Origin of the sequence: Microbacterium sp. (assembly GCF_003248605.1) — a bacterium.
In the GTDB taxonomy this organism is placed as follows: Bacteria; Actinomycetota; Actinomycetes; order Actinomycetales; family Microbacteriaceae; genus Microbacterium.
Genome location: NZ_QFPF01000002.1, coordinates 1 through 24789, shown reverse-complemented (window position 1 = coordinate 24789; position 24789 = coordinate 1). Strand labels below are relative to the sequence as shown.

Here is a 24789-nt window from a genome sequence, read left to right as displayed (position 1 = left end):
TCGCCGTGCGCGATCATCGCGCCGCCCGCTGCCATGCGGGGTCACCGACTATTTTGTCAATCAACGAAACAATATCATGCGGAAAGAAGCTCCCGCATGGCGGCGACGGCCGCCCCCCGGGCATAGAGCCCGAAGTCGAAGCGCGGGCGCAGGATGCTGACGTCGTCGGGTTCACCCTGCTCGAGGAACTCCACGAGCGATGCACGCAGCGGCTCGGGCGCGAGCTCGACCATGTCGAGCCCCTCGCCCATGAGCGCCACCGCGTCGGGATCGAAGGCGTTCACCGCCTCCGCGATGACGGTCCCGACGGCGCGCGCCGCGTCACGCACGGCCGCCGCCGCGCGCGCCTCGCCCGCGCGGGCGCGGTCGATCACGGTGTCGTATTCGCCGGGGCCGACGCCGGCGTTGTGCTCGATCGCCGGAATCGTCACGAAGCTGTGAATGCAGTCGGTGTGCCCGTTCTCGCAGCGACGCCCCCGACCCCCGATGCGACTGTGCCCCACACGGCCCGCCCGGCCGTGCGCGCCCTGGTGGAGTTCACCGGCGATCACGACTCCCGAGCCGATGCCCGCGCCGATGCCGAACACCACGAGTGAACTGCGCGGCGGACCCGATCCGAACCAGTGCTGCGCGCCGGTCAGCGCATGGACGTCATTCACGACGGTCGCGGGCAGCACGGTCGCCTCGGTGACCAGCCGAGCCAGGGCGACGGCATCCCACCCCAGGAAGTTGGAGTGGCGCAGAACCGCACCCTCCGGAGATTCGGTGACATCGCCGGCGACGGCGATGCCCAGGCCCGCGACGGGGCCGGCTCCCCGCGGCGGCGCGGGTATCGAGCGCGCGATGAGCGCGACGACGTCGGCGACATCGCGACTGGGCAAGGTCTGGACCGACTCGGCCACCGCTCGCCCCCGCATGTCCGTCAGCACCATGTACATCGTGTCGGCGGTGAGCTTGACCCCGGCGAAGTGCACCGCCTCCGGTCGCAGCTCAAGCATCTCGGCGGGACGCCCCCGCGTGCCGAGTGCCTGCGCCGGCCCCTCCACGATCAGCCCCGCGTCGATCAGGTTTCGTGTCGTGCGGGTCAGGCTCGTGCGGGACAGTCCGAGCTTCTCTGCGATGCGCACCCTGGACTGCGATCCATGCAGCAGCAGCTCGCGCAGAACCAGCCGCTCCGTATCGGGCAGACCGGGCCAACGCGGGATCACCGGCGAGGAGGCGGACACGACCACAGCCTAGAACTCCCCTCCGCCGACGCTTCTGCGGGCGCCGGCGCGGAAGTCGGATGCGGTCAGAACGACGGTGCTGCCCGCGTCGAGCACGACATCGAGGACCGATGCGCCCGAGCGGACGCGCACGCTGCGCGTCCGCTCGTCGCGGGTTCGCAGGCTCGCCGTGACCAGCGCGCGGTCACGCCACGTCAGGTCGACGATCACTCCGGGTCGAGCGATCAGCCCCCGGGCCGACCCCGCGGCGAGCGAGGGGGGAAGCGCGGGCAGCAGCCTCAGATCGTCGTGGCTCTGCAGCAGCATCTCGGCGAGCGCAGCCGGGTAGCCGAGGTTCGCATCGATCTGGAACGGCGGGTGCGCCGCGAACAGATTGGGATAGAGCCCACCCGCCCACGGTCCGGTCACCTGCGCCGCGTCCCGGAAGAGCAGCCGCAGCAGATCCTCGGCGCGATCGCCGCGCCCGAGCCGCGCCCAGAGCACGCTCTTCCAGATCAGTGACCAGCCGGAGGACTCGTCGCCTCGACGAGTGAGGGATGCCGCCGCCGCGTCCCTCGTCGGCAGGTCCCATGGCTGGGTTCCCGGAAAGAGGCCGACCAGATGACTGACATGGCGGTGGTGCGCGTCCTCCTCCGCACGAGGACGCGCCCATTCCCGGAGCAGGCCGCCGTCGACCGCGGGGCTGCCGGGAAGGGAGCGGGCCAGGGCGAGCGCTGCGACGGCGACGGGATCATCACCCTCACCGAGACGATCGGCCACCTGGGCGACGGCGTGCAGCGCCTCGCGCGCGAGGGCGAGATCCATCGTCGTCGTCGCGTCGATCGCGCCGATGCTCCCGTCCGCCATGACGAACGCGTTCTCGGGCGATGTTGCGGGCGCGCTCGACCAGCCACCCGCTCCGTCGGGGCGGACCCAGTCGAGGAGGAACATCGCGACGCCGTGCATCGCGGGCCACAGCCTCCGAAGGCGCGCCGAGTCGATGGCCCCGAAGCCCATCGCGTCCGCGATGTGAAGCACGAGCCATGGCCCGGCCATCGGCCACGCCGTCCATCGCGCATCCCCGTGACCTGCCCCGACCGGCGAGGAGAGGAGCCAGGCGTCGGAGTTGTGATGCGCCACCCACCCGCGCGCGCCGTAGAGGCGAGCCGCAGTCTCGGTGCCGGCGATCGCGAGCGCGGAGATGAAATCCCACAGCGGTTCCGCGCTCTCATCGAGTCCCGTCGGGTGCGCCGCCCAGTGATTCATCTGCATGTTGATGTTCAGCGTGTAGTTGGAACTCCACGGGGGCTGCATGGTGTCGTTCCAGATGCCCTGGAGCGTCGGGGGCAGCCCGCCGGGTCGCGACGAGCTGAGCAGCAGGTACCGGCCGTAGTCGAACAGCACCTGAGCCAGGTGCGGATCCTCGGCGAGCGGACCGGATGCGGCGCTCTGAGCGCGGCGAAGCCGGATGTCGGTGGGGAGCTCTTCGCCGGACTCCGACAGCGGGACCGAGCCGAGGTCGACCGCGCATCGGGACATCCGCATGGCGAACTCGGTCGTGTGCTCTGCCGCGAGTTCCGACCAGCCCGCCTCCAACGCGGCATCCACCCGCTCTCGCGCGCGCTCGGCAGCGTCTGCGGCGGATCCCTCCGGGGGTCGGCCCATATCAGTGAAGGTGGTCTCTGCGGCGAGGACGAGAAGAATCTCACCCTCGTCGCGGCGGACGCCGACGACGACAGCGGCCTCGAGCGCGTCCCCCGGCGCATCCGACCAGGTCACGGGCACGGCCTGCGGCTCGTGGGTGGGCGCGACATCGGATGGCAGCCGGAGCTGCAGTTCGGCGCCGTCGCTGCCGGAGGCGCGAGCGAGGACGTGATGGGCGGAATCGAGGTGCCACGCCGCCTCACCGCCACCGCGGATGCGGTGCACGAGCACGCCCCGGGTGTAGGAGACGAACGTATGCTCGTCGAATCCGCCGAGGCCCACATGGTGGATGCCGGTGGCGAGGTCGAGTGCGCGACGGTACCCAGGCGCGTCCGACGTCCCCCTCCGCGTGAGGCGCAGCTCACCCAGCGGGAGGTAGGCCTGCGAGTACGGGACCTGGAGAGGGGCGAGGGCCGCGGCCGCCGCACCGGGGTCGTCGCCGCCGACCGCCTCGCGCGCCGCGCTCAGCAGGCCCGCGGCGCGCTCGGCCGACACGACACCGCCCGAGCGCTCGCTCGAGGGCGAACCCGACCACGCCGTCTCCTCGTTGAGGAGGATCCGCGTCGTGGGCAGGTCGCCGTCGAGCATCGCCCCGAGCGCGCCGTTGCCGAGGGGAAGCCGTTCGACCCACTCGTGCGCGGGGGTGCGGTAGATCAATCGTGACACGTCATCCACGCACGCTGCCGGCCGTGAGACCCGCCCGCCAGAACCGCTGCAGCGAGACGAAGACGATCGCGATGGGGATGATCGAGACGAGCGAGCCGACCACGGTGAGGATTTGAAGGCCGGGGATGGTGATGGAGGCCTGGCTCCATCCCGTCAGTCCGACAGTGAGCGGCATCAGCTCCTGATCGGTCAGCACCAGCAGGGGCAGGATGTAGCTGTTCCAGCTGCCGAGGAAGGCGAACAGCAGCACCGTCACCAATCCTGTTCCCATCAGGCGCAGCCCGAGTGAGGCGAAGATGCGCAGCTCGCTCGCACCGTCCAGACGCGCCGCCTCGACCAGTTCGATCGGCACGGAGGACTGCGCGTAGATGAAGCACAGCAGCACGCCGAACGGGTAGACGAGGGCCGGCAGCAGAAGCCCGGCGTATGTGTTGTCGAGGCCCATGCCGACGAGCAGCACGTAGGTGGGCTGGGCGATCACCGTCCCCGGGACCAGGAGGCTGGCCAGCACCACCGAGATCAGGACGTTGCGCCCCCGGAATCGGTAGACGGCCAGGGCATAGCCGGTCATCGCGCACACCAGGGTGGTCAACGCCGATCCGATGACGGAATAGATGATGGAGTTCAGGCCCCATCGCCAGAAGATGCCGCCGTCGTAGGTGCTGAGCTCCGCGAGGTTCTCGAACAGATTGAACTCGGCGAACGCGAAGCCGGGCGTCGAGAACAGATCGCCCGTCGACTTGGTCGAGGCGATGACGAGCCACAGCACCGGGATGAGGAAGTACGCGGCCGCGACGACCATGACACCCGTCACCACGATCATCCATCCGCGGCTCACGCGGTCGCCGTTGACGAAGGCCGTGCGCCGTCGAGGTGTCGGTTCGGGGGTCTGGGACGCCGCCGGCTCGACCGGTGCGTCGACGGGAAGGGTGCTAAATGCCATCTGCGGCTCGTTTCGTCGTTCGCCGGTTCACGGACAGCACGAGGAGCGAGACGACGAGAGTCGCCAACCCCAGGATCACCGCCATCGCCGACGCGAGGTTGGGGTCCTTGCCCAGTGTCGAGGCGGCGTAGATGGCCATGTTGGGCGTGTAATCGCTCGGAATGTTCGAGGTGATCGTCTGCAGCACCTGCGGCTCGTTGAACAGCTGCAGTGTTCCGATGATCGAGGACAGGGTCGTGAGCAGGATGGCCGGGGCGATCATCGGGAGCTTGATCTGCAGCGCGGTGCGCACCTCGCCGGCGCCGTCCAATCGCGCCGCCTCGTACATCTCGCGCGGCACGGACTGCAAAGCGGCGAACAGGATGATCATGTTGATGCCGATGAGCGACCAGAGATTGATGTTGGCGATCGACCAGAGCACGGTGCCCGGCGCCAGCAGGTTGAGATCGATGCCGATCGACGAGAAGAACTGCAGGATCGGGCTCACCGACGGCTGGTAGAGGAAGCCCCAGAGCAGGGCGGCGATCACACCGGGCACGGCGTAGGGAAGGAAGACGGCGAACTGGAAGAAGCGCCGCCCCTTCACCAGAGCGGTGTCGAAGAGAAGGGCGAGGCCCGCAGCGATGATCATCATCACTGGCACCTGGACGACGCCGTAGAGGATGACCCGCGGAAAGCCCATCAGGAAGTCGCGATCGCCGAAGGCACGGATGAAGTTGTCCAGCCCGACGAACTCGATCGCCGATCCGCCGAACCCCAGCCCGCTCGATTGACGCGAGTAGAGGCTGTTCACCACGGCCACGACGATCGGCGCGACGAGGAAGACGATGAAGAGGACGACGAACGGCGCGACGAACAGGTAGGGGGCCCAGGGCCCCCCGGCGCCGGAGAACCGGCGCCGGGGAACCCGGGGGGAGGCGAGCGAGGTCATCACTGGACGACGCTGAGTCCGCGTGCCTCGAGGTCGGCGATCGCCGCGGCCTGCGCGATGTCGAGCGCCTCGAGGAACGTCTGCTCACCGTTGATCACCTTGGCGAACTCGTCCAGGATCGCGGTCTGGATGGTGCCGTAGTTGGGGCCTTCGACCCAGGTCGCGGGTGTCTCCTCGGCGGATTCGATGAACACCTCGTTGATGACCTGTCCCCCGTAGAACTCGTTCTCCGAGAGCAGCGCCGGCGAGGCGAGCCCGTTCAGGGTGGAGGGGAAGAGACCGCCGACGGTGATGAGCGTCTCCTGCGTGTCGTCCGAGCCGTTCAGCCAGCTGGCGAACTCCGCGGCCGCCTCGGCATCCTCCGTGTTCTTCAGCACGACGACCGCAGCGCCGCCCGAATCACCCGAGTTCTCCGACCCTGCATTCTTGGGGAGCGGGGCCACCGCCCACTGCCCGGCGAGCCCTGACGCGTTCTCCGCGAGGATGCTCGGGAACCAGGCCGCGTAGCTGATCGTGGCGATCGTGCCGTTGTTCACCAGCGCCCAGTACTCCGGCGTCCACATCTGCTCGGTGGTGACCAGTCCCTCATCGAGCAGGGTCTGCCAGCGCTCGGCGACGAGCTGGCTGCCTTCGTCGTTCACGCCGACGGTCCATGCGTCGCCGTCGATGCCGTACCAGCTGCTCTCGGCCTGCTGGATCTCCTGTGCCCACTGGCCGATCTCGCTCGGCGAGAGGTTGGCGATGTACATGTCGGGGTTGGCGGCCTTGAGCGCGCGAGCCGCGTCGAGGTACTCGTCCCACGTCTCGGGGAATTCGAGCCCGTACTGCTCGAAGATGTCCGTGCGGTACATCGTGCCCGCCGGGCCGATCCCCTGCGGCACCCCGTACACGCGCCCGTCGAACGACACCGACGCCCACGAGGCGGGCGTGTAGTTCGACTCGTCCTCGGCGACGTAATCGGTGATGTCGATCACACGCTCGGCGATGACGTAGTCGGGCAGATCGTGTGTGCTCAGCTGCACGAGATCGGGTCCCTGACCCGCATCGACGGCCGCTTCGACCTTCTGCCCGTCGTCGCCAGTCATCCGATGAAAGCTCACCTGGATCTCGGGGTTCTCCTCGTTCCACTGGGCGACCAGATCCTCCAGGCCGGGCACCCAGCCCCAGAAGTCCACCTCCCGCACACCGCCGTCTGCGGTGTCGTCGCCACCACTCGCGGAGCAGGCGGCGAGACCTCCCACGAGGAGCGCACCCGCCGCGGCAGCCGCGGCGGCTCGCATGACGGGGCGCTGACCACGCGTCCTTGCAATCATCAGATGTCCTTTCCAGACGACACTGTCATCTCCCGTCGCGTTCATTCGCTGTGGGATCGGGCCGGCGCGGTCGCAGGTTGTCGGATGTTACGCTCGACCCAACGGCATTTTGTCCTCATGTGAAACAAAAAGTCAAGCCCTTTCGGCAGTAAACATCCGATGTATCCCGCGGACGGAGCGATCATGGCCCTCTCCCACACCGATATGCCGCTCGAACTCCTGCGGGAGTACCGGCCGACGCTCGACGTTCCCGGCGACCTCGACGAATTCTGGCAGCGGACTCTGCGCGAGGCCCGATCGCCCGAGGGCGCCGTCGAGGTGCACCCTCTCGATTCGCCGTTCACCGAGTTGATCGTCGAAGACCTGACCTTTCCGGGATTCGCCGGCGAGCCGATACGCGGCTGGATCACGCGGCCGCGCGCGGATTCGCCGCTGCCCGCCGTCGTCGAGTACGTCGGATACAACGGGGGGCGGGGTGTGCCCGGTGAGAAGCTCGCGTGGGCCGCCGCGGGTTTTGTGCATGTGCTGATGGACACGCGCGGCCAGGGCAGCGGATGGGGCAATGGCGGCGCAACAGCCGACCCGCACGGGTCAGGGCCTGCGACTGCCGGCTTCATGACGCGCGGAATCGAGGATGCGGAGACGTACTACTACCGTCGCGTGTACACCGACGCGGTGCGCCTGCTCGATCACGTGGCGGCGCTCGCGTTCGTGGACGCGTCTCGCATCGCCGTCTCCGGCGCCAGCCAGGGCGGCGGCATCGCCCTCGCGGCGGCCGCCCTCTCGAACATCCCCTTCGCTCTTCTGCCCGACGTGCCGTTCCTCTGCGACTTCCCTCGGGCGATCACCAGAACGCCCGAGCCGCCGTTCACCGAGATCACGCGGTACCTCTCCATCCACCGCGACCGGGTGGACGACGTCTTCCGGACGCTTTCCTACTTCGACGGCGCCGTCCTCGCGGCGAAGATCACGCAGCCGGCGCTCTTCTCCGTCGCGTTGATGGACGAGATCGTCCTCCCCTCGACCGTCTTCGCGGCCTACAACGCGGCGACGAGCACGGACAAGCGGATCGAGGTCTACGCCTTCAACGGACACGAGGGCGGCAGCATGCGCCACTGGCACGACCAGGTGGCCTGGCTGCGCGATCGACTCTGACCTGCGAGAGCGCTTCGGTGCGGGCTGAGCAATCTGTCACATCTCCTCGGGCGTGGCGCCGCAGCATCCGTGCGGTTTGACACATTCCGACTCATTCGGTCATAATCAGGCGCATGACTGACTACGCACGCCCGCTGTCCGCCTGGGAGGCGAACGGGAGTGCCGGCACGATGATGGCCGGCCGCGTTGTCATGTGCTGTCGAATGTGCCGCTGACTCGGTGATACCGCCGGGCTCGTCCGCCGCTTCTGAAACCACGGTGAAGAGCCCCCGAGCACAGGATCCGCGCGAGACGCGCGTCGATCCGGATGCTTCGCCCCCGGCCCCGGGCCGGACCATCGCAGCACTTCCGAACCCGCAGGGTTCCCTTCCTTCCGAGGACACCACCACCATGTCGAACACCGCCCTTCTCGAGCGTCCCGCCACTCGCCCCTCGCACCTTCGCGCCGTCGAACCCGTGCAGCCCGCACCCGCAGCGGCCGCACCCGCAGCTCCCGCCGCACGCGCCCTTCCTGCCGGCACCGCACCCCGCGGCTTCGCGCTCTACGTGGGACTCGACGAGGCCAAGGCCGCCGCCGACGGCGTGAGCCTCGGCACGATCGTCGAGGCACTGCGCCGCACCCTCGCCGAGATCGCCCCCTCCGCCGAGACGTACGCCACCGTCGCCCTCGCTCCCACCAACGCGGGAGGCCGCGACGTCGACCTGGTGCGTCTGGCGCTGCACGAGCCCAGCGCGGTCGCCCGCGCCAAGCCGGATGACGAGGACGAGAACCGCGCCCCCGCGGGCGTCGTCGTCGACATCTCGCGCAAGAAGGTGTTCCTCGACGGTGATTCGGCGGCGTTCACCTACAAGGAGTTCGAGCTGCTGCAGTACCTCGTGCTGCGCGAGGGACGCACGATCGAGCGCACCGAGCTCGTCTCGTCGCTCTGGTCGGCATCGACCGACGACGAGGCGCCCGGCGAGCGCACGATCGACGTGCACGTGCGGCGTCTGCGCGCCAAGCTCGGCCGCTACGAAGACATCGTGCGCACCGTGCGCGGGGTCGGCTACCGCTTCGACCGGCACGCGGACGTCTCGATCCGCTACGGCCACGGCACCCCTTCGCCCGACCGGTTCTGACGTCGGCGGGGCGACGTAGGGTGGCCCCATGACGACGAGACGGGATGCTGTGACCACAGCATCCGCTCGCCCCCTCGAGACGGAGTACCGCCCCGCGCACCCTCTCGATCTGCGCCGGGTGGTCGGTGTGCAGAAGCGGGGACGCAACGATCCCGCCTTTGTCGTCGACGGGCCGGTGATCTGGCGGGCCAGTCGCACCCCCCGCGGAGTCGCGACGCTTGCGCTTCGCGCGGCGCCGGGCGGAGTCGTCCGCGGCGCCGCGTGGGGGCCGGGTGCCGAATGGGCGCTCGATCAGCTGCCCGCGCTGTGCGGCGCACAGGACGACACCACGGGGTTCGACGCCGGGCTGCACCCCCTCGTCGCCGACGCGCATCGTCGCTCGCCCGGACTGCGCCTCGGCCGCACCGACATCGTCTTCGACCCCCTCGTCTGCGCGATCATCGAGCAGAAGGTCACGGGGCTGCAGGCCTTCGCGGCGTGGCGACGACTCGTCACCTGGCACGGCGAGCGCGCCCCCGGACCGACACCGGCCCCGATGTACGCGCCGCCGAGCATCGAGGGCTGGCGCGCGATCCCGTCGTGGGACTTCCACCGCGCGGGGCTCGAGCCGCCGCAGGCCCGCACCATCGTCGAGGCCGCCCGCGTGGGACCCTCGCTCGCCCGTGCCGCCGCGGCGACCGGCGCCGATCGTGATGCGGTGCTGACCAGCGTGCGCGGCATCGGCGTGTGGACCGCCGCAGAGGCGCGCATACGCGCTTTCGGCGACCCCGACGCCGTGAGCGTGGGCGACTACCACCTCGCGCATCAGGTCGGCTTCGCCCTGACGGGGCGGCGCACCGACGACGACGGGATGCTGGAGCTGCTCTCGCCGTGGGCGGGCCATCGGCAGCGCGTGATCCGGCTGATCTACGCCAGCGGCGTCGTCGAACCGAGGCGGGGGCCGCGCCTGGCCCCCGAGGACCACCGAGACCGGTGACCCCGCCGACTCAGCCCGGCGAGGACGCGACATCGACCAGCACCGACTCGACGACGGCGGCCGCGTCGTCCTCGACGATGATGGCCTGATCGTCGGTGAGAGGCTCGAGGTGGAACTCGCGCGCGTACTGCGCGCGCACCCGCTCGATCACCTCCCGTCCGAAGAGCGCCCCGTCCGCGTGCGGCAGCGGAACCACCCCGAGAAGGTGCAGCCCCGTCGTCGAGGTCAGATCCGGCGCGCTCGCGCGGTCGTGCATGGGCGTCAGGGGCGAGACGTCGGGGCCCATCACGACCGCCCCGGCGCCCGTTCCGACGTAGACGAGTCCCTCATCGAGCATAGAGGGCAGCATCCACGCGAATCCCGAGGCCCGCATGTGATGCAGCAGCACGAACACATCGCCGTCCGCGACGTAGACCAGGTCGGATTCACGCAGCGCGGCGCTGAGGCGCGAACCGGTCACCTCGGCGATGTCGACATCGTGCACGTCGTATCCGATCGCGGCGAGCGCGCGCCGGTCGGCGTCGACAAGGCCGGAGTCGGCGCGCTCGCGGCCGGCAGTCGGCACGAACGCGACGCGCACGGCACCGGGGTGCTTGCGCACCCTCGTCTCGACGAACTCGGGGAGGGCGCCGAGCCCCCGCGAAAGAAGCAGCAGATGCCTGGACATGCGATCACACTCCACGACTACTCAACTCCACCCGGGGCGGGTGCGGCAAGACCCGCTCCCGGCCCACACGCCCGGCGAGCCCTAGGCTGGGGCGCATGACGGAGCGAACCCCCTGGCCGCGCGGCCGATGGACCTGGCTACTCGGCACGATCGGACTGCTCGCGGCCGGCGTGCTCGTGGGACTGGTCCTGCAGAACTGGCTGCTCGGGCTCACGATCGGGGTCATCGTCTCGCTCGGCTGGCTGCTCGCCTACGAGTCCTGGCGGGGACGCAACGTGGGCGTGAACGACGAGGATCACGGCATCCAGCTGTAGCGGGCGATCCGTCGTGCGGGGCCTACCCTCCGCGGCGTAGGCGACGTATCGTGTGCGGCAGGAGGTGAGCGGCATGCGAGCCAGAGTCGGAGACCGCGTGCTCATCCACGGGCGCACGGTCGGGACGCCGGAACGCACCGGCGAAGTCATCGAGATCCGCGGACGCGACGACGAACCCCTGCTGGTGGTGCGTTATGACGACGGCCACGAGGGGATCCTCGCGCCCGGATCGGACTGCGAGATCGTTGCGGGGCCGTAGGGACGGCGGCGGAATGTAGGTTAGCCTAACTTGCATGACGACGACCGATTCCGCGATCTCCTCCGGCTTCTCCCTCGGACGCGCCCCGCTCGAGCTGCGATTCCGCAGGGCGGTCCTCGTCGCCCGGGAGCGGCTCACCCCGCACTACGTGCGGGTGCGTCTGCAGGGCGAGGATCTGCGCGGTTTCACCTCGCTCGGCAGCGACGACCACATCCGCGTGTTCTTCCCGGACGCCCCGGTCGATTCGATCGAGGAGATGCGGGCGGCACCCAGCCGCGAGTACACGCCGCTGGCGTTCGGCGACGACTGGCTGGAGCTCGAGTTCGTCGTGCACGGCGACTCGGGCGTGGCGGGCGTGTGGGCGGCGAACGCCCCGCTGGGATCGGAGGTCGGCGTCGGCGGGCCTCGTGGATCGATGGTGATCGAGGGCACCCCCGACGCGTGGCTGCTCGCGGGCGACGAGACCGCCATTCCGGCGATCCGCCGATTCGTCGCGCTGATGGAGCCCGACACGCGGGGGCGGATCGTGATCGAGGTGCAGGACGCCGCGCACGAGCTGCCCCTCACCGCCCCCGTGGGTGTGCGGGTGGAGTTCGTGCACCGCGGCGCGGAGCCGGCGGGGTCGGCGCTGACCACCCGGCTCGACGAGATCGGGGCCGGCGAACGCCCCGACGGCGCTGTGTTCGGGTTCGTCGCCGCCGAGCAGTCGATCGTCCGCTCCGGCCGCGCGCTGCTGCTCGAGCGCTGGGGGCTCTCCGCCGAACAGGTCGTCATCAAGGGCTATTGGAAGCGCGACACCGCCGAGTACCACGCCCCGCACTGAGGGCGTCGACGGCGCGCATCGGGGCCCTTGTGCGTGTCGGTGGTCGGGGCCACACTGGGCGTGCCGCACGGCCGGGCGCGGCATCCGTCAACGACAGACAGGAATGCTCATGGCCAGCCTCAACCCGTACATCTCGTTCCGCGACACCGCCCGCCAGGCGATGGAGCACTATCGGGCAGTCTTCGGGGGTGAGCTCTCGATCGACACCTTCGAGTCCTACGACATGGGACAGGACCCGAGCGAGAACCACCTCGTCATGCACGCGCAGCTCGAGACCCCCGACGGTTTTGTGCTGATGGCCGCCGACACCCCGAGCGGCATGCCCTACCGCTAGCCCGCCGGCATGTCGGTGTCGGTCTCGGGCGACGACGAGTCGGCGCTCGAGAAGTACTGGGCGGGCCTCGCCGAGGGAGGCACCGTCGTCATGCCCTTCGACACCCCGCCCTGGGGCGGCCGCTTCGGCATGCTCACCGACCGCTTCGGCATCGACTGGATGCTGGCGCTCAACGCCCCCGAGGACTGAGGCGCTCAGGGACTGACGACCGTGGGGTCGATCGCGACGATGCGGTCGTCCCCCGGCGCAGGCTCCCCGCGCCCGTCGGTGTTGTTCGTGACGATCCAGAGGGCGCCGTCGGGAGCCGCCGCGACGGCGCGAAGCCTCCCGTACTGCCCCGCGAGATACTCGGTCGCCGTCGACGGGTCATCAACCGCGACGGCCCGCAGCACCCGGCCGCGCAGGTTGGCGATGTAGAGGGTGTCGCCCACGACGGCGATACCGGACGGGCTCGCCGCGTCGGTGGGCCACTGCTGCACGGGATCGACGAACCCCGCGGCCGCTCCCCCTGCACCCTCGAACTCGGGCCATCCGTAGTTGGCGCCCGGCTCGATGATGTTGAGCTCGTCGAACGCGTTCTGACCGAACTCGCTCGCGAACAGGCGGCCGTCGTCGGCCCACGCCAGTCCCTGCACGTTGCGGTGCCCGAGGCTGTAGACCGGCGATCCCGCGACCGGGTTGTCGGCGGGGATGCCGCCAGCCGGCGTCACCCGCAGGATCTTGCCCGCGAGGGAGCCGGGATCCTGCGCGGTGGCCGGATCGCCGGCATCCCCCGTCGTGATGTACAGCGCACCGTCGGGCCCGAAGGCGATCCGCCCGCCGTTGTGGTTGCCTGCCCTGGGCAATCCGTCGATCACGATGGTCGGTGAGCCGAGCGCCCAGGCGCCCGCCTCGCCCTCGAGCGGGTAGCGCTGCACGCGGTTGGCGTCGGCCCCCGTGGAGTAGACGTACAGCGCGTCACCCGCGGGGGCGACGGCGAGTCCGAGCAGCCCACCCTCGCCGCCGGTCGCGACGCCGTCGATGACCGCCGCCTCGCGGACCGTGCCCGCCGCCGTCACCTCGAGAACGCGGGCGGAATCGCGCTCGGAGATCAGCACCGAACCGCCCGCGAAGACCACCGACCACGGTGCGGAAAGTCCCGTCACGACATCGGTGGGCGCCTGCGGTAGCGGCGCAGCGGTCGACGCCGCAGGCGAGGGCGCCGGCGCGACCGCGGACGGCGTCGACGGCGCGGCTGCAGGCGCGGAACACCCCACCAGCACCAGGAGTCCCAGCGCGAGTGCGCCACCACGACACCCGCGGGGGCGGATCAGAACTCCTCGTGCGTGTCGGGGTCGCCGTTCCACAGGCGTCCTCGCTCGAGGGCTGCGATCGCGGCGACCTCGTCGGCGTCGAGGGCGAACCCGAAGACGTCGGCGTTCTCGCGCTGACGGTCGGCGTCGCCCGACTTGGGGATCGCGGTGCTGCCCAACTCGACGTGCCAGCGCAGCACGATCTGCGTCGGGGTGACCCCGTGCACCGCCGCGAGGTCTCGCAGGAGGGGCTCGGTGAGCAGTTCGCTGCGCCGGGCCAGCGGGCTCCAGCTCTCGGTGCGGATGCCGTGCTCGGCGTGGAACGCCCGCAGCGCCGCCTGCGGGAAGTAGGGGTGCAGCTCCACCTGATTGACGGCCGGTACGACGCCCGTCTCGTCGATGAGGCGCTCGAGCATCGGCACGGTGAAGTTCGAGACGCCGACGGATCGGACGAGCCCCCGCTCGCGCAGATCCAGCATGCCGCGATAGGTGTCGACGTACTTGTCGACCGCCGGGTTCGGCCAGTGGATCAGATACAGATCGATGCGATCGAGCCCCAGTCGCTCGATCGACTCCTCGGCGCTCGCCGTCACCTCGTCGCGCCCATGGTGCCGGCCCGGCACCTTTGTCGTGACGACGAGGTCGTCGCGGGCGACGCCCGATCGGCGCACCGCCTCACCCACCTCGACCTCGTTCTCGTAGTTGACCGCCGAGTCGAGCACGCGGTAGCCGGCGTCGATCGCCGAGACGATCGCCTCGATGCCGTCTTCCCCCTGCAGGTTGTACGTACCGAGACCGATCTCTGCGAAGGGCTGACCGTCGTTGAGCGTGATGCCGGGAATCGTGACCATGAGTCCATCCTGCCCCTGACACGCCTACGATGGACCGCACAATGGCCACGTCCTTCGAATCGTCCGCCGCTCTGCACTGCGCGACGATCGTGGTCGGCAACGCCGTGACGAAACTCGAGGGGCTCATGATCGTCGCGCTGGTCGCGGATGCCGAGGTGCGGTATCAGCGGACGGCAAGACCGTACGTCCCGCTCGCCGAGGGATGCTGGGCCGAGATCGAGATCCCCAAGTTCGGGGAGCCGCCACCCCTCGCCATCGATGTCTACTCGAGCGTCTCCGGCGACCACGCGCGCCTGCACGCCCTGTCGCTGCTCGAGGGACTCCGGACGCAGACCGCCTGGAATCTGCGCCCCGACTTTCCGGTCTGAACGCCGACGTGGGCGCACGGATTCACTCGGCTGAAACAAAACACGGCACAATGACGACATGATGCACATCGGCGAGCTCGCGGACCGCGCCGGCATGTCCCTCCGCACGATCCGGCACTACGACGACGTCGGGCTGCTCAAGCCCTCGGGTCGCACCGAGGGGGGATTCCGTCTGTACACCGAGGACGACCTCGTCCGCCTGCTTCTCATCCGCCGGATGAAGCCGCTCGGCTACACGCTCGAGCAGATGGGCGAGCTGCTCGGGGTGATCGCGGCGCTCGCCGCAGATCCCGACGACGCCGACCAGCGCGCGGCCTTCGCGCGCATCGCGGCCGAGGCGACCGAGCGCCGCGATCGTCTGCGACTGCACCTCGAGTACGCCGACGAGTTCCTCGAGATCCTGCGCGAGCACTGACGCGCAGGATCTTCTCGGCCCCCTGCCGTGATCCCCGGCTCATCCGGCCGGGAATTCTCGCGCCGGGGCCGGGTGTTGGGCTCGACATGGCAACCGTAGGAATCATCGGAGCAGGACACATCGGATCGACACTCGCGCGCGGTCTCGTCGACCGCGGGTATGACGTCGTGATCAGCAATTCGCGCGGGCCCGAGACGCTCGAAGGACTCGTCGCCGACCTCGGTCCCCGCGCCCGGGCGGCGACGCCCGCCGAGGCCGCGGCCGCCGGCGACTGGGCGATCGTGACGGTGCCGCTCAGGGCGATCGACGCCGTGCCGGTGGAGCCCCTCGCGGGCAAGATCGTCGTCGACACCAACAACTACTACTGGGAGCGCGACGGCCGTATCGCGCAGCTCGAGGAGAAGACGACCACGACCAGCGAGATGCTGCAGGAGCGCCTGCCCGCCTCGACCGTCGTCAAGGGCTTCAACCACATCATGTCGGGACAGATCCTCACCGACGGCACACCCGCGGGCACAGAGGGACGACGGGCGCTTGCCACCGCGAGCGACTCCACCGTCGGCGTCGAGTTCATCACGCGCCTGTACGACGAGTTCGGCTACGACACCGTCAGCACCGGCGCGCTCGCCGAGAGCTGGCGCGTCGAGCGCGATCAGCCCGCATACGTGGTGCGCCAGAGCGCGGACGAGCTCGAAGCCAATCTCGCGCGCGCCGAGCGGTGACCCAGGCGTCACTCCTTACGATCCCGGGACAGCCGCGTCAAGACCCCTGACGCGGGCGCTCCCAGACCCCAGACTCGGGGGATGAGACTGCTCGTGACCGGCGGCGCCGGTTTCATCGGCGCCGCCGTCGTCCACGCTGCCGCGGCGCGCGGGTGGAGCGTGCGTGTGCTCGACTCGCTGCGCGCCGACGTGCACGCGGCCGACGCTGCGGCGCCCGAAGGCGTCGAGTTCGTCGCCGGGGACGTCCGGGATGCTGCCACCGTGCGCCGCGCTCTCGACGGCGTCGACGCGGTCGCGCATCAGGCCGCGAAAGTGGGGCTCGGGGTCGACATGTCGGACGCGCCCGACTACGTCGCCTCGAACGACCTCGGCACCGCTGTGCTGCTCGCCGAGATGGCGGGCGCCGGCATCCCCCGACTCGTGCTCGCAAGCTCCATGGTCGTGTACGGGGAGGGCGCCTACACCGGCGCCGACGGCCCCAGCCGTCCCGTCGCACGCCGCATCGCCGATCTCGATGCGGGACGGTTCGAGCCGCTCGGGGCGGACGGCGAACCCCTCGAGCCCGCGCTGCTCGACGAGTCGGCGACCCTCGACCCCCGTAACGTCTACGCCGCCACCAAGCTCGCGCAGGAGCACCTGACCCGGGCGTGGGCGCGCGGGGCGGCGGGATCCGCCGCGCTGCTGCGTTATCACAACGTCTACGGCCCCGGCATGCCGCAGAACACGCCGTACGCGGGTGTCGCGTCGCTCTTCCGCTCCGCGATCGAGCGCGGCGAGGCGCCGCGCGTGTTCGAGGACGGCCGGCAGCGCCGCGACTTCGTTCACGTGCGCGACATCGCCTCGGCCAACGTCGCGGCACTGGAATGGACGGCGCACGCACCCCGAGGCGAGGCGCGTGCCTTCAACGTCGGCAGCGGCGAGGTGCACACGATCGGCGAGGTCGCGGCCGCGCTCTCCCGCCACGCGCGCGGCGCCGAGCCCGTCGTGACGGGCGGATACCGGCTCGGCGATGTGCGCCACATCACGGCGTCGTCGGCGCGGCTGCGGGGCGAGCTGGGCTGGCTTCCCGCCGTGTCATTCGACGAGGGCATGCGGGAGTTCGCCACCGCTCCCCTGCGCGCCGCGGCGGGCGCACCCGCGGGGAGTGCGCGATGACGCCCGCCGTCGATGTGATCCTGCCCTGCCTGAACGAGGCGGGGCCCCTGCCCTGGGTGCTCACGCGGCTGCCCGCGGGATATCGGGCGATCGTGGTCGACAACGGCTCCACCGACGGCTCGGCCGACATCGCGCGCGGATACGACGCCCTCGTCGTGCACGAGGCGCAGCGCGGGTTCGGGGCGGCGGTGCACCGCGGGCTGCTCACGGCGACCGCACCCGTGGTCGCGTTCTGCGACGCGGACGCCTCGATGGATCCGGGTGATCTGCCGCTCGTAGCAGGCCCCGTGCTCGCCGGCGAACACGATCTCGTGCTGGGCAGGCGGCGCACGACGAGCCGCGGCACATGGCCCGCGCACGCCCGGTTCGCCAACTGGGCCCTCGCGCGCCTCATGCGCCGCGCGACAGGGCTCCCCCTGCACGACCTCGGCCCCATGCGCGCCGCCGGGCGCGAGCCGCTGCTCGCCCTCGGGTTGCGCGACCGGCGCAGCGGCTACCCGCTCGAGATGGTGCTCACCGCCCGCCGCGAGGGCTGGTCGATCCTCGAGGTCGACACACCCTATTCCGCGCGCGTCGGGCAATCGAAGGTGACCGGCACGATCAAGGGCACGATCACGGCGATCCGTGACATGTCCCAGCTGCTGGCCGAACACAAGAAGGACGCCGCACGCGGCCGGACCGAGAGGGTGCGCCCATGACGACGCTGATCGTGATCGCGAAGGAGCCGCTTCCCGGCCGCGCGAAGACCCGCCTGCATCCCCCGCTCTCGCTCGAGCAGGCCGCCGAGCTCGCGGCCGCCGCGATCGATGACACCCTCGAGGCCATGGCGTCGGTGCCGGCCTCGCGACGCGTGCTGCTCTACGCGGGCGAGCGGGTGCCGGCATCCGCCGTCGGCTACGACGTCATCGCGCAGTCCGAGGGCGGCCTCGACGAGCGCCTCGCGGCGGGTTTCGACGCCTGCGCGGGGCCGACGCTGCTGATCGGCATGGATACCCCGCAGGTGCGCGCCCGCGATCTCGCGCCGGCCTTCGGCGCCTGGCCCGACGACATCGATGCCTGGTTCGGTCCGGCCCTCGACGGCGGGTTCTGGGCTCTGGGCATGCGCGAACCCCGCGGCGATCTGATCCGGGGTGTGACGATGTCGCATCCCCAGACCGGCGCCCGTCAGCGGCGGCGCCTGACCGATGCGGGCCTGCGGGTCGGCACGCTGGCGACACTGCGCGATGTCGACACCATCGCCGACGCCGACGCCGTGGCCGCCCTCGCACCGCAGACGGCGACGGCGCGCCTCATCCGCTCGTTCCGGTCCGCCGCGGTCGCCTGACGCGCCACGCCCACACGGCGATCGCCGCCGCGGTGACCGCCGCGAGCACCGCGACGAAGACGCCGAGATTCAGGGCGTAGTCCAGCGGCAGCACCGAGGGGTTCGCGGTGCCCGCCGCCTTCTTCAGGATCTGCGGCACGACGACGGCCGACATGATGAGCGCGACGACGAGCGCGCCCTGCGCGATGAGGAACGGCACGAACGGCATCCGATGGCCGGCGCGCCGCGCGAGCACGCTGACCACCACGACCGCCATCGCCGCGACGCCGTCGTGCACGACGAGCGCGCCGATCAGCCACGCGGCCACCGCGGGATATCGCTCGGGCGGGACGTCCTGCACGAACACCAGGGCGCCACCGGCGAGCAGCACGACACCCGAGGCGATGAGCGCGACACGCCAGATCTGCATCGCGTCGGCGCGCTGCGTCACTGTGGGCATCACATCACCTCCAGCCGGCTCAGCCACTTGGTCTGCAGCACGCCGGGGCGGGCCGGGGCGATGATCCTCGCGGGGAAGCCGTGGTCGATGTCGAGCACCTCGCCCTCGAGCCGCAGGGCGACGAGGGTCAGATCGTCGCGGACGAACTCCCGCGTCATCTGCGACGTGCCGAACCTGCTGTTGGTCTGCAGGCTCACCACGCGAACGGCGGCGGATGCCGGGGCCCCCACCTCGTCCATCAGGTCGCGCAGCCGCGGACCCGACCAGTTCGCCATCTGGCTCCAGCCCTCCACGCACGCGATCGGCAGGCGCACATCGTGCTGAGGCAGCGCGGTCAGCGCGGCATAGTCGAAGACGCGGGTCGTCGCACCGTTGGCGACCGTGAGCGTCCAGTCCTCCGCGGTGGCGAGCTCGACGACATCGGCGGCGCGGGCCGTGCGGTTGACCGGCAGCCCCTGCGGGCCGACCCCCGCCTTGCGCGGCGCGAAGACGTTGATCGGATCGAGCACGCGGAAGGACTGTCCCGCGGTGAGCAGGACGACGGCCCCCGTCGCGGTCGCCGTCGTGGCGAAGAAGGCGCGGCGGCTCAGCCTCACCCGCGGGTCGGGCGGCTCGGGAGCCGGGGCGCGATCGATCCACGCGAACAGGCGCCCGGTGACCCCGGCATCCGCCCTCTCGCCGGTGCGCCGGCGCAGCTCGTCGGGCACGTCGAGCACGGCGTCGGGATCGGTCGGGGCGTCCCGCTCGGCATCCGCCGCGCTCCTCTTGCTCCAGTTGCGGGCGATGACGGGGAGCTTGACCCCGATGTGGATCGCGAGCGAGCCGATCACGACGAGCGAGAGGGCGAAGTGCACGGTGCGGAAGGAGAAGCCGAACAGTGCGTAGAGCTGGTACGTGTTGAGCAGCCCGATCGCGACCTGCACGAGGGAGGCCGCGACGAACAGCGCGATCGATGCCCGCTCGAGCAGATGCGCGACAGATCGCACGGGCGGCGACTGGAAGAGCTGGGGGAACACCGCGTAGAGCTTGGCCAGCAGCAGCGGCAGGCAGGCGATGCCCGCGGTGATGTGCAGCCCCTGGGTCACCTGATAGAGCCAGAGCGGGCGGGTCGGGAACACCATCCACGGCAGCGGATCCTGAAGGAAGTGACTGTAGAGGCCCGTCGCGAACAGATCAGGAAGGCGGCCCCGAGCAGGCGCCCGATGACGACGGCCGTGCGGGCGTTGCGGGAGGGTGCGCGCAACGCGTGGCGCGTCTGATGGAGCAGGCGCTGGAGGCGGGGGGCGATGTTCATGGCGTCGTATCAGGCCGATGCCGCGACGTGCCGCGGCAGCCGCACGTCGAACCGGCAGCCGCCGGGGATGTTCTGCACCGACACCAGGCCCGCGTGGGCGTGCACGATGCCCTGCACGATCGCGAGCCCCAGACCCGCCCCCGCGGAGTCGATCGGGCCCGTGCCGCCTTCGCGAACCGGCGCGGGTGTGCGCGAGGGAGTGCCGCGCCACCCGGCCTGGAAGATGCGCGACAGGTCTCCCTCGGGGATTCCACCCCCGGCATCCTGCACGCTCAGCACCACCTCGTCGCCGGTGCGCTCCACGCGCACCGAGATCTCGCCGCCCGCGGGCGTGTGCTGGATGGCGTTCGTGACGAGGTTGCCGACCACGCGGGCGAGTTCGCGGGGATCGCCCGTGACCATGACGTCGCGCGCACCGGCCTCGCGCAGCACCACGCCCCGTGCGCGGGCGAGGTCGGCCAGGCCCGCCACGGCGTCGCTCACGAGGTCGTAGAGCGAGAACTGCTCCATGCTCAAGGCGAGGGTGCCGGAGTGGATCTTCGACAGCTCGAACAGGTCGTCGACCATCGCCGAGAGCCGGTCGACCTGGGCGCGCATCTGCCGGTGGAAGCGCTGGGGGTCATCGGCCATCCCGTCCTCCAGTGCCTCCGCCATCGCGCGCAGGCCCGCCAGCGGTGTGCGCAGGTCGTGCGAGATCCAGGCCACGAGTTCGCGGCGCGACGAATCGAGCGCCTCGACCTCTTCGCGAGCCTCGGCCAGCCGCCTGCTCGTGTCGGCGAGGTCGGCGGCCAGCGCCGCGAACTCGGTGCTCTCGCGCTTGGTCGCTGTCGTCTCGACGCGGGCACCGTCCCCGAGGGCACGCGTCAGCTCGCGAAGGCGGCGGCTGTCGCGGGCGAAGGCGCGACCGAGCACGAGGGCCACCCCGAGCGCCATGACGGCCGCCACCCCCGTGATCCAGAAGGCGACGGTCAGGTCGTGCGGCGAGATGTACATCGCCTGGGCGACGGCGATCAGGCCCGCCACGACCGCGACGACGGGGGCCGCCACGACGACGCAGAGCTGCACGAGCATCGACCGTCGGCGGGTCAGGCGCAACACGAGAAGGCCGAGCGCGCCGACGATCGCCGCACACACCAGCGCGGTGGCGACGACCGCCACCAGGTCAGGAAACGGCAGCACGGGTGTGGCCCCCTCCGAGGTCGAGGCGGTAGCCGACGCCCCACACCGTGACGAGGTAGATCGGGTCGGTGGGGTCCGCCTCGATCTTCTCGCGCACCCGGCGCACCGTCACGGTGACGGTCGAGAGGTCGCCGAACTCCCAGTGCCAGACGGACTTGAGCAGCTGTTCGCGGCTGAACGCCTGCTGCGGGTGGGTGAGCAGAAAAGCGAAGAGGTCGAACTCGCGCACCGACAGGGCCAGCGGTGCGCCGTCGCTGGTGACGGTGCGGGCGGTCGTGTCGAGCACGAACGGGCCGAGGGTCACGGGGCCCGTGGCCGACGCCTCGACGGGGCTGCGCCGCAGGATCGACTGCACCCTCAGGGTCAGCTCGCGCGGCGAGAACGGCTTGGTCAGATAGTCGTCGGCGCCCGCCTCGAGCCCCGTGATGCGGTCGTCGGTGGCGCCGAGCGCCGTGAGCATGAGGATCGGCACGCGTGAGCTCTCCCGTACACGGCGGCACACGTCGATGCCGTCCATGCCCGGCAGCATCCGGTCGAGCACGATCAGATCCGGCGGATCGGCGGCGATGGCGGCCAGGGCGCCGGGGCCGTCGACGGCCTCGCTGACGATGAGACCCGCCGAGCGCAGGTAGCTCGTCGCGACCTCGAGCACCGTCGGGTCGTCCTCGACGACGAGCACGCGCCGATCGACGACCTCGCGGGCGGGCGAGGCGTTCGGCTGCGGCGACGTCATGTCGACAGGTTAGGTCGCCCCGCCGTCTCGCGGTATGACGAGGGGGATGCCGGGGGCCACTGTCCGCGATTCGTAAGGTCGCCCAGAGCGCAAGGGGGTTCGCCGGACCGCGGGTGTTTCGTAGGGTCGGAGGATGCCCGACGCCACCCCCGCGCACGAGCCCGCATCCGCCGCCGCGCGCGCGCACGAGCCCGCGGTCCCACGCGTCCCGCGCGTTCCCGGGCACGAGGCCCCAACCGGCCACGCACCGGGGCGCGTCGCGGCCTGGGTGGGCCTGGCGGTCGCCCTCGTGCTGATCGCCGCCGCCATGATCATCCCGGCCGCGACCGGATGGAACGTTCGGGTGCGCTGGTTTCCGCCGCTGCACGCCGAGTGGATGCCGCGACTCGGGCCCGGAACGATCGCCGCCGTGGTGCTGGGCGGGCTCGCCGTCGCGTACGCCGCCCGGATCGCAGGCCGAGCCCGTTACGGGTGGCTGCTGCTCTGGGTGTATCTCGCGGCGTCCGCGTGGCTGCTCTCGCTCGCGCTCGTCGACGGGCTCGATGGCATCGGGGTGATCCTCGACACGCAGTACGAGTACATGAACACGGCGCGGGCCGTGACCGACTTCGGCGCGACGCTGCAGGAGTACATCTCGCGCATCCCGCTCGACTCGGTCGACAACTGGCCGGTCCACATCGCCGGGCACCCACCGGGGGCGCTGCTGTTCTTCTACGTGCTCGTGCAGGTCGGCCTCGACACGGGGCTCGCCGCCGGGTTCGCCGTGCTGTTCGTCGCCGCCACGACTCCGGTCGCGGTGCTGCTGACGCTGCGCCGGCTGGGCGCGGAGGACTCGGCCCGGCTCGCGGCGCCGTTCCTCGTCTTCGGGCCCGCCGCGATCTGGATGGCGGTGTCGGGCGACGGCATGTTCGCCGCGGTCGCCGCGTGGGGCATCTGTGCTCTCGCGTACTCGGCCACCGCGGCCTCCCGAGGCGCGATGATCGCCTGGAGCGCAGCATCCGGCCTCATTCTCGGGTACTGCGTGATGCTCTCGTATGGACTGCCGCTGCTGGGTGTGCTCGCGGTGACGGTGCTGGTGATCGGGCGCACATGGAAGCCGTTGCCGGGTGCGATCGTCGCGGCGCTCGCGGTGGTGCTCGCGTTCGCCGTCGCGGGTTTCGCGTGGTGGGAGGCCTACCCCGTGCTCGTCGAGCGCTACTGGGCGGGGATCGCGACCAGACGCCCGATCGAGTACTGGATCTGGGGCAACTTCGCCGCCCTCGCCTTCAGCGCGGGGCCCCTCGTGGGTGCCGCGGTCGCCGTCGCGATCGCGCGCGTGCGAGGCTTTCGCACGCTGACGCCGGCGCTCGCGACGACCGTGCTGCTGGCGTTGGCGGGCTTGGCGATGGTCGTGCTGGCCGATCTCTCGGGCATGAGCAAGGCCGAGGTCGAGCGCATCTGGCTGCCCTTCGTGCCGTGGATGCTGGTGGGCACCGCCCTGCTGCCGCCGGCGTGGCGCCGTCCCGGGCTCGTGCTGCAGGTCGTTTTCGCGATCGTCGTGCAGCATCTGCTCTTCACCGGCTGGTAGGACGCAGGGGTGAGTTCGGCGCAGGATCCGCGGGAGGCGGCGGCACGATACCGGCTCGAGCGCGCGGCCGCGGACGAGGCCCGCGCGCGTGGCGAGGAGCCGCCCGGGGCGGTTGGCGGGGGCGCCGCGGCTGGCGGGGACGCCGCGGAGCCGCGCGGCATGTCGCAGGCCGAGCGCGCGGCGTTCATCGAGCAGTCCATCCAGCAGGCGATCCGCCGCGGCGATTTCGACGACCTGCCGGGGGCGGGAAAGCCGCTCGTCGGGCTGGGCGCGTCGCATGATCCCGATTGGTGGATCAAGCGCAAGATCGAGTCCGAGCAGCTGCGCGGGCTGGGGCCGCCCGCGCTCACGCTGCGGGTGGAGAACCGGCAGCTCGATGCCCGCCTCGACGAGCTCGCGCGCGAGGCCGACGTGCGCGAGGTGCTCGAGGACTTCAACCGCCGCGTCGTCGAGGCGCGCCGGCAGTTGCTGGGCGGACCTCCCGTCGTGACGCCGACGCGAGAGGTGGATGCCGAGGTCGACGCGTGGCGAGAGCGCCGGACCGCGCGCGAGGCCGCGGAGGTGGAGGCGCGGGCCGCGGCTCGGGCGGCGTCGGCGGCTTCGGCGCGTTCGGCGCGCGATCGCCTTCGGTGGTGGCCGCGGCGGGGACGTCGACGGGCGGACGGGCGCTGAGCGGAGGCGTCTCGGGCGGCATCTCGCGACGAGGGCGGGAGGTGTCGAAGGGCCTTCGAAGGGCTGTCGAAGGGCCGGTGAAGGGCTGTCGAAGGGCTGTCGAAGGGCTGTCGAAGGGCCGGTGAAGATGAGAAAGGTCTCACCAAGAAAGTTCTCGGATCGGGGCTCTTGAGGGTCGATTTCCGGGGGTCGATGTCGGAGGCCCCGCGTAGAGTTTCGAACATGAAGACGAAGCCCGGGGGTGACATGCACGACGACAACGTCGACGGCGTGGATGCTGTCGCGGCGGCCCTTGCGGCGAAGTACGCGGCCGCGGTGGCAGGGGTGGCCTCGGCCGAAGCTGAGGTCATGGCGGTGCTGGCCGAGGCG

At 70.9% G+C, this 24789-nt stretch carries 28 protein-coding genes; 16 read left to right on the top strand and 12 right to left on the bottom strand.

Features of this window, described 5'->3' with window-relative positions:
* Positions 1-74 precede the first annotated feature (74 nt).
* Genes DI573_RS00560 through DI573_RS00540 form a run of 5 tightly spaced genes read right to left on the bottom strand, consistent with a single transcriptional unit; the run spans position 75 to position 6762 of the window.
* Positions 75-1226 (bottom strand): ROK family transcriptional regulator, encoded by a 1152-nt coding sequence (locus tag DI573_RS00560; RefSeq protein WP_292809539.1) that lies wholly within the window; start codon positions 1224-1226, stop codon positions 75-77.
* Between the two features lie 9 nt (positions 1227-1235).
* Positions 1236-3575, bottom strand: a complete 2340-nt coding sequence (locus DI573_RS00555; RefSeq protein ID WP_292809538.1) for a glycoside hydrolase N-terminal domain-containing protein — start codon at positions 3573-3575, stop codon at positions 1236-1238.
* A gap of 1 nt (position 3576) precedes the next feature.
* Entirely contained in the window at positions 3577-4518 is a 942-nt protein-coding gene (locus DI573_RS00550; RefSeq protein WP_292809537.1) for a carbohydrate ABC transporter permease, read from the bottom strand.
* Positions 4508-5449, bottom strand: coding sequence for a sugar ABC transporter permease (locus tag DI573_RS00545; protein WP_292809536.1), 942 nt, complete (start codon positions 5447-5449; stop codon positions 4508-4510). The genes DI573_RS00550 and DI573_RS00545 overlap by 11 nt, the downstream gene beginning before the upstream one ends.
* Complete coding sequence (locus DI573_RS00540; RefSeq protein ID WP_292809535.1) at positions 5449-6762, bottom strand: extracellular solute-binding protein; 1314 nt, start codon at positions 6760-6762, stop codon at positions 5449-5451. Before DI573_RS00540 ends, DI573_RS00545 begins: the two co-directional genes overlap by 1 nt.
* A 183-nt stretch (positions 6763-6945) precedes the next feature.
* Between DI573_RS00540 and DI573_RS00535 the strand changes: the two genes are divergently transcribed.
* The 3 genes from DI573_RS00535 (at position 6946) to DI573_RS00525 (ending at position 10012) form a co-directional block, all read left to right on the top strand.
* Positions 6946-7917, top strand: a complete 972-nt coding sequence (locus DI573_RS00535; protein ID WP_292809534.1) for an acetylxylan esterase — start codon at positions 6946-6948, stop codon at positions 7915-7917.
* A gap of 390 nt (positions 7918-8307) precedes the next feature.
* Positions 8308-9036, top strand: a complete 729-nt coding sequence (locus DI573_RS00530) for a winged helix-turn-helix domain-containing protein (protein ID WP_292809532.1) — start codon at positions 8308-8310, stop codon at positions 9034-9036.
* Positions 9037-9064: 28 nt separating this feature from the next.
* Positions 9065-10012 carry a DNA-3-methyladenine glycosylase 2 family protein gene (locus DI573_RS00525; protein WP_292809530.1) on the top strand — a complete coding sequence of 316 codons (948 nt, stop codon included), beginning with the start codon at positions 9065-9067 and terminating at the stop codon, positions 10010-10012.
* 10 nt (positions 10013-10022) lie between these two features.
* On the opposite strand, the gene DI573_RS00520 is transcribed toward DI573_RS00525, so the two are convergent.
* Complete coding sequence (locus DI573_RS00520; RefSeq protein WP_292809528.1) at positions 10023-10679, bottom strand: Type 1 glutamine amidotransferase-like domain-containing protein; 657 nt, start codon at positions 10677-10679, stop codon at positions 10023-10025.
* A gap of 95 nt (positions 10680-10774) precedes the next feature.
* Here DI573_RS00520 and DI573_RS00515 point away from each other — a divergent pair, with 95 nt between their 5' ends.
* From DI573_RS00515 to DI573_RS14720, 5 genes are all read left to right on the top strand, one after another.
* Positions 10775-10993 carry a hypothetical protein gene (locus DI573_RS00515; protein WP_292809526.1) on the top strand — a complete coding sequence of 73 codons (219 nt, stop codon included), beginning with the start codon at positions 10775-10777 and terminating at the stop codon, positions 10991-10993.
* Positions 10994-11066: 73 nt separating this feature from the next.
* Entirely contained in the window at positions 11067-11252 is a 186-nt protein-coding gene (locus DI573_RS00510; protein WP_292809524.1) for a DUF1918 domain-containing protein, read from the top strand.
* 34 nt (positions 11253-11286) lie between these two features.
* Positions 11287-12075, top strand: a complete 789-nt coding sequence (locus DI573_RS00505) for a siderophore-interacting protein (RefSeq protein WP_292809522.1) — start codon at positions 11287-11289, stop codon at positions 12073-12075.
* Between the two features lie 109 nt (positions 12076-12184).
* Positions 12185-12409 (top strand): hypothetical protein, encoded by a 225-nt coding sequence (locus tag DI573_RS14725; protein WP_363331319.1) that lies wholly within the window; start codon positions 12185-12187, stop codon positions 12407-12409.
* Positions 12410-12418: 9 nt separating this feature from the next.
* Positions 12419-12598, top strand: coding sequence for a VOC family protein (locus DI573_RS14720; RefSeq protein ID WP_363331318.1), 180 nt, complete (start codon positions 12419-12421; stop codon positions 12596-12598).
* Between the two features lie 5 nt (positions 12599-12603).
* On the opposite strand, the gene DI573_RS00495 is transcribed toward DI573_RS14720, so the two are convergent.
* Both DI573_RS00495 and DI573_RS00490 read right to left on the bottom strand, forming a co-directional pair.
* Complete coding sequence (locus tag DI573_RS00495; protein WP_363331317.1) at positions 12604-13554, bottom strand: PQQ-dependent sugar dehydrogenase; 951 nt, start codon at positions 13552-13554, stop codon at positions 12604-12606.
* 164 nt (positions 13555-13718) lie between these two features.
* The gene (locus DI573_RS00490) at positions 13719-14552 is read right to left on the bottom strand and encodes an aldo/keto reductase (RefSeq protein ID WP_292809518.1); all 834 of its coding nucleotides are present in this window, start codon (positions 14550-14552) and stop codon (positions 13719-13721) included.
* Positions 14553-14593: 41 nt separating this feature from the next.
* On the opposite strand from DI573_RS00490, the gene DI573_RS00485 reads away from it, so the two are divergent.
* The 6 genes from DI573_RS00485 to DI573_RS00460 all read left to right on the top strand — a co-directional run bounded on the left by DI573_RS00485 (position 14594) and on the right by DI573_RS00460 (position 18536).
* A complete protein-coding gene (locus DI573_RS00485; RefSeq protein ID WP_292809516.1) occupies positions 14594-14920 on the top strand; it encodes a hypothetical protein in 327 nt (108 codons plus the stop codon).
* A gap of 61 nt (positions 14921-14981) precedes the next feature.
* Positions 14982-15335 carry a MerR family transcriptional regulator gene (locus DI573_RS00480; protein WP_292809605.1) on the top strand — a complete coding sequence of 118 codons (354 nt, stop codon included), beginning with the start codon at positions 14982-14984 and terminating at the stop codon, positions 15333-15335.
* Between the two features lie 86 nt (positions 15336-15421).
* Complete coding sequence (locus DI573_RS00475) at positions 15422-16057, top strand: NAD(P)-binding domain-containing protein (protein ID WP_292809514.1); 636 nt, start codon at positions 15422-15424, stop codon at positions 16055-16057.
* Between the two features lie 81 nt (positions 16058-16138).
* Positions 16139-17212 carry an NAD-dependent epimerase/dehydratase family protein gene (locus DI573_RS00470; RefSeq protein WP_292809512.1) on the top strand — a complete coding sequence of 358 codons (1074 nt, stop codon included), beginning with the start codon at positions 16139-16141 and terminating at the stop codon, positions 17210-17212.
* A complete protein-coding gene (locus tag DI573_RS00465) occupies positions 17209-17910 on the top strand; it encodes a glycosyltransferase family 2 protein (protein WP_292809510.1) in 702 nt (233 codons plus the stop codon). Before DI573_RS00470 ends, DI573_RS00465 begins: the two co-directional genes overlap by 4 nt.
* Positions 17907-18536 carry a DUF2064 domain-containing protein gene (locus tag DI573_RS00460; protein ID WP_292809508.1) on the top strand — a complete coding sequence of 210 codons (630 nt, stop codon included), beginning with the start codon at positions 17907-17909 and terminating at the stop codon, positions 18534-18536. Before DI573_RS00465 ends, DI573_RS00460 begins: the two co-directional genes overlap by 4 nt.
* On the opposite strand, the gene DI573_RS00455 is transcribed toward DI573_RS00460, so the two are convergent.
* The 4 genes from DI573_RS00455 to DI573_RS00440 form a co-directional block, all read right to left on the bottom strand.
* Positions 18502-18975 (bottom strand): hypothetical protein, encoded by a 474-nt coding sequence (locus tag DI573_RS00455; protein WP_292809506.1) that lies wholly within the window; start codon positions 18973-18975, stop codon positions 18502-18504. The two genes, DI573_RS00460 and DI573_RS00455, sit on opposite strands and share 35 nt — an antisense overlap.
* Positions 18975-20096, bottom strand: a complete 1122-nt coding sequence (locus DI573_RS00450) for a molybdopterin-dependent oxidoreductase (protein WP_292809504.1) — start codon at positions 20094-20096, stop codon at positions 18975-18977. The genes DI573_RS00455 and DI573_RS00450 overlap by 1 nt, the downstream gene beginning before the upstream one ends.
* A 182-nt stretch (positions 20097-20278) precedes the next feature.
* Positions 20279-21448 (bottom strand): HAMP domain-containing sensor histidine kinase, encoded by a 1170-nt coding sequence (locus DI573_RS00445; RefSeq protein ID WP_292809502.1) that lies wholly within the window; start codon positions 21446-21448, stop codon positions 20279-20281.
* Positions 21432-22181 (bottom strand): response regulator transcription factor, encoded by a 750-nt coding sequence (locus tag DI573_RS00440; protein WP_292809500.1) that lies wholly within the window; start codon positions 22179-22181, stop codon positions 21432-21434. The genes DI573_RS00445 and DI573_RS00440 overlap by 17 nt, the downstream gene beginning before the upstream one ends.
* Before the next feature lie 133 nt (positions 22182-22314).
* Between DI573_RS00440 and DI573_RS00435 the strand changes: the two genes are divergently transcribed.
* Both DI573_RS00435 and DI573_RS00430 read left to right on the top strand, forming a co-directional pair.
* The gene (locus DI573_RS00435) at positions 22315-23748 is read left to right on the top strand and encodes a hypothetical protein (protein WP_292809498.1); all 1434 of its coding nucleotides are present in this window, start codon (positions 22315-22317) and stop codon (positions 23746-23748) included.
* Between the two features lie 9 nt (positions 23749-23757).
* Complete coding sequence (locus tag DI573_RS00430) at positions 23758-24420, top strand: DUF1992 domain-containing protein (RefSeq protein ID WP_292809496.1); 663 nt, start codon at positions 23758-23760, stop codon at positions 24418-24420.
* Positions 24421-24789 lie beyond the last annotated feature (369 nt).

Bases quoted from the DNA above. Each gene is read 5' to 3' on its own strand.
- DI573_RS00550 (WP_292809537.1), bottom strand. From the start codon at position 4,518: ATGGCATTTAGCACCCTTCCCGTCGACGCACCGGTCGAGCCGGCGGCG.
- DI573_RS00545 (WP_292809536.1), bottom strand. From the start codon at position 5,449: ATGACCTCGCTCGCCTCCCCCCGGGTTCCCCGGCGCCGGTTCTCCGGC.
- DI573_RS00540 (WP_292809535.1), bottom strand. From the start codon at position 6,762: ATGATTGCAAGGACGCGTGGTCAGCGCCCCGTCATGCGAGCCGCCGCG.
- DI573_RS00535 (WP_292809534.1), top strand. From the start codon at position 6,946: ATGGCCCTCTCCCACACCGATATGCCGCTCGAACTCCTGCGGGAGTAC.
- DI573_RS00530 (WP_292809532.1), top strand. From the start codon at position 8,308: ATGTCGAACACCGCCCTTCTCGAGCGTCCCGCCACTCGCCCCTCGCAC.
- DI573_RS00525 (WP_292809530.1), top strand. From the start codon at position 9,065: ATGACGACGAGACGGGATGCTGTGACCACAGCATCCGCTCGCCCCCTC.
- DI573_RS00520 (WP_292809528.1), bottom strand. From the start codon at position 10,679: ATGTCCAGGCATCTGCTGCTTCTTTCGCGGGGGCTCGGCGCCCTCCCC.
- DI573_RS00515 (WP_292809526.1), top strand. From the start codon at position 10,775: ATGACGGAGCGAACCCCCTGGCCGCGCGGCCGATGGACCTGGCTACTC.
- DI573_RS00510 (WP_292809524.1), top strand. From the start codon at position 11,067: ATGCGAGCCAGAGTCGGAGACCGCGTGCTCATCCACGGGCGCACGGTC.
- DI573_RS00505 (WP_292809522.1), top strand. From the start codon at position 11,287: ATGACGACGACCGATTCCGCGATCTCCTCCGGCTTCTCCCTCGGACGC.
- DI573_RS14725 (WP_363331319.1), top strand. From the start codon at position 12,185: ATGGCCAGCCTCAACCCGTACATCTCGTTCCGCGACACCGCCCGCCAG.
- DI573_RS14720 (WP_363331318.1), top strand. From the start codon at position 12,419: ATGTCGGTGTCGGTCTCGGGCGACGACGAGTCGGCGCTCGAGAAGTAC.
- DI573_RS00490 (WP_292809518.1), bottom strand. From the start codon at position 14,552: ATGGTCACGATTCCCGGCATCACGCTCAACGACGGTCAGCCCTTCGCA.
- DI573_RS00485 (WP_292809516.1), top strand. From the start codon at position 14,594: ATGGCCACGTCCTTCGAATCGTCCGCCGCTCTGCACTGCGCGACGATC.
- DI573_RS00480 (WP_292809605.1), top strand. From the start codon at position 14,982: ATGCACATCGGCGAGCTCGCGGACCGCGCCGGCATGTCCCTCCGCACG.
- DI573_RS00475 (WP_292809514.1), top strand. From the start codon at position 15,422: ATGGCAACCGTAGGAATCATCGGAGCAGGACACATCGGATCGACACTC.
- DI573_RS00470 (WP_292809512.1), top strand. From the start codon at position 16,139: ATGAGACTGCTCGTGACCGGCGGCGCCGGTTTCATCGGCGCCGCCGTC.
- DI573_RS00465 (WP_292809510.1), top strand. From the start codon at position 17,209: ATGACGCCCGCCGTCGATGTGATCCTGCCCTGCCTGAACGAGGCGGGG.
- DI573_RS00460 (WP_292809508.1), top strand. From the start codon at position 17,907: ATGACGACGCTGATCGTGATCGCGAAGGAGCCGCTTCCCGGCCGCGCG.
- DI573_RS00455 (WP_292809506.1), bottom strand. From the start codon at position 18,975: ATGCCCACAGTGACGCAGCGCGCCGACGCGATGCAGATCTGGCGTGTC.
- DI573_RS00450 (WP_292809504.1), bottom strand. From the start codon at position 20,096: ATGGTGTTCCCGACCCGCCCGCTCTGGCTCTATCAGGTGACCCAGGGG.
- DI573_RS00440 (WP_292809500.1), bottom strand. From the start codon at position 22,181: ATGACGTCGCCGCAGCCGAACGCCTCGCCCGCCCGCGAGGTCGTCGAT.
- DI573_RS00435 (WP_292809498.1), top strand. From the start codon at position 22,315: ATGCCCGACGCCACCCCCGCGCACGAGCCCGCATCCGCCGCCGCGCGC.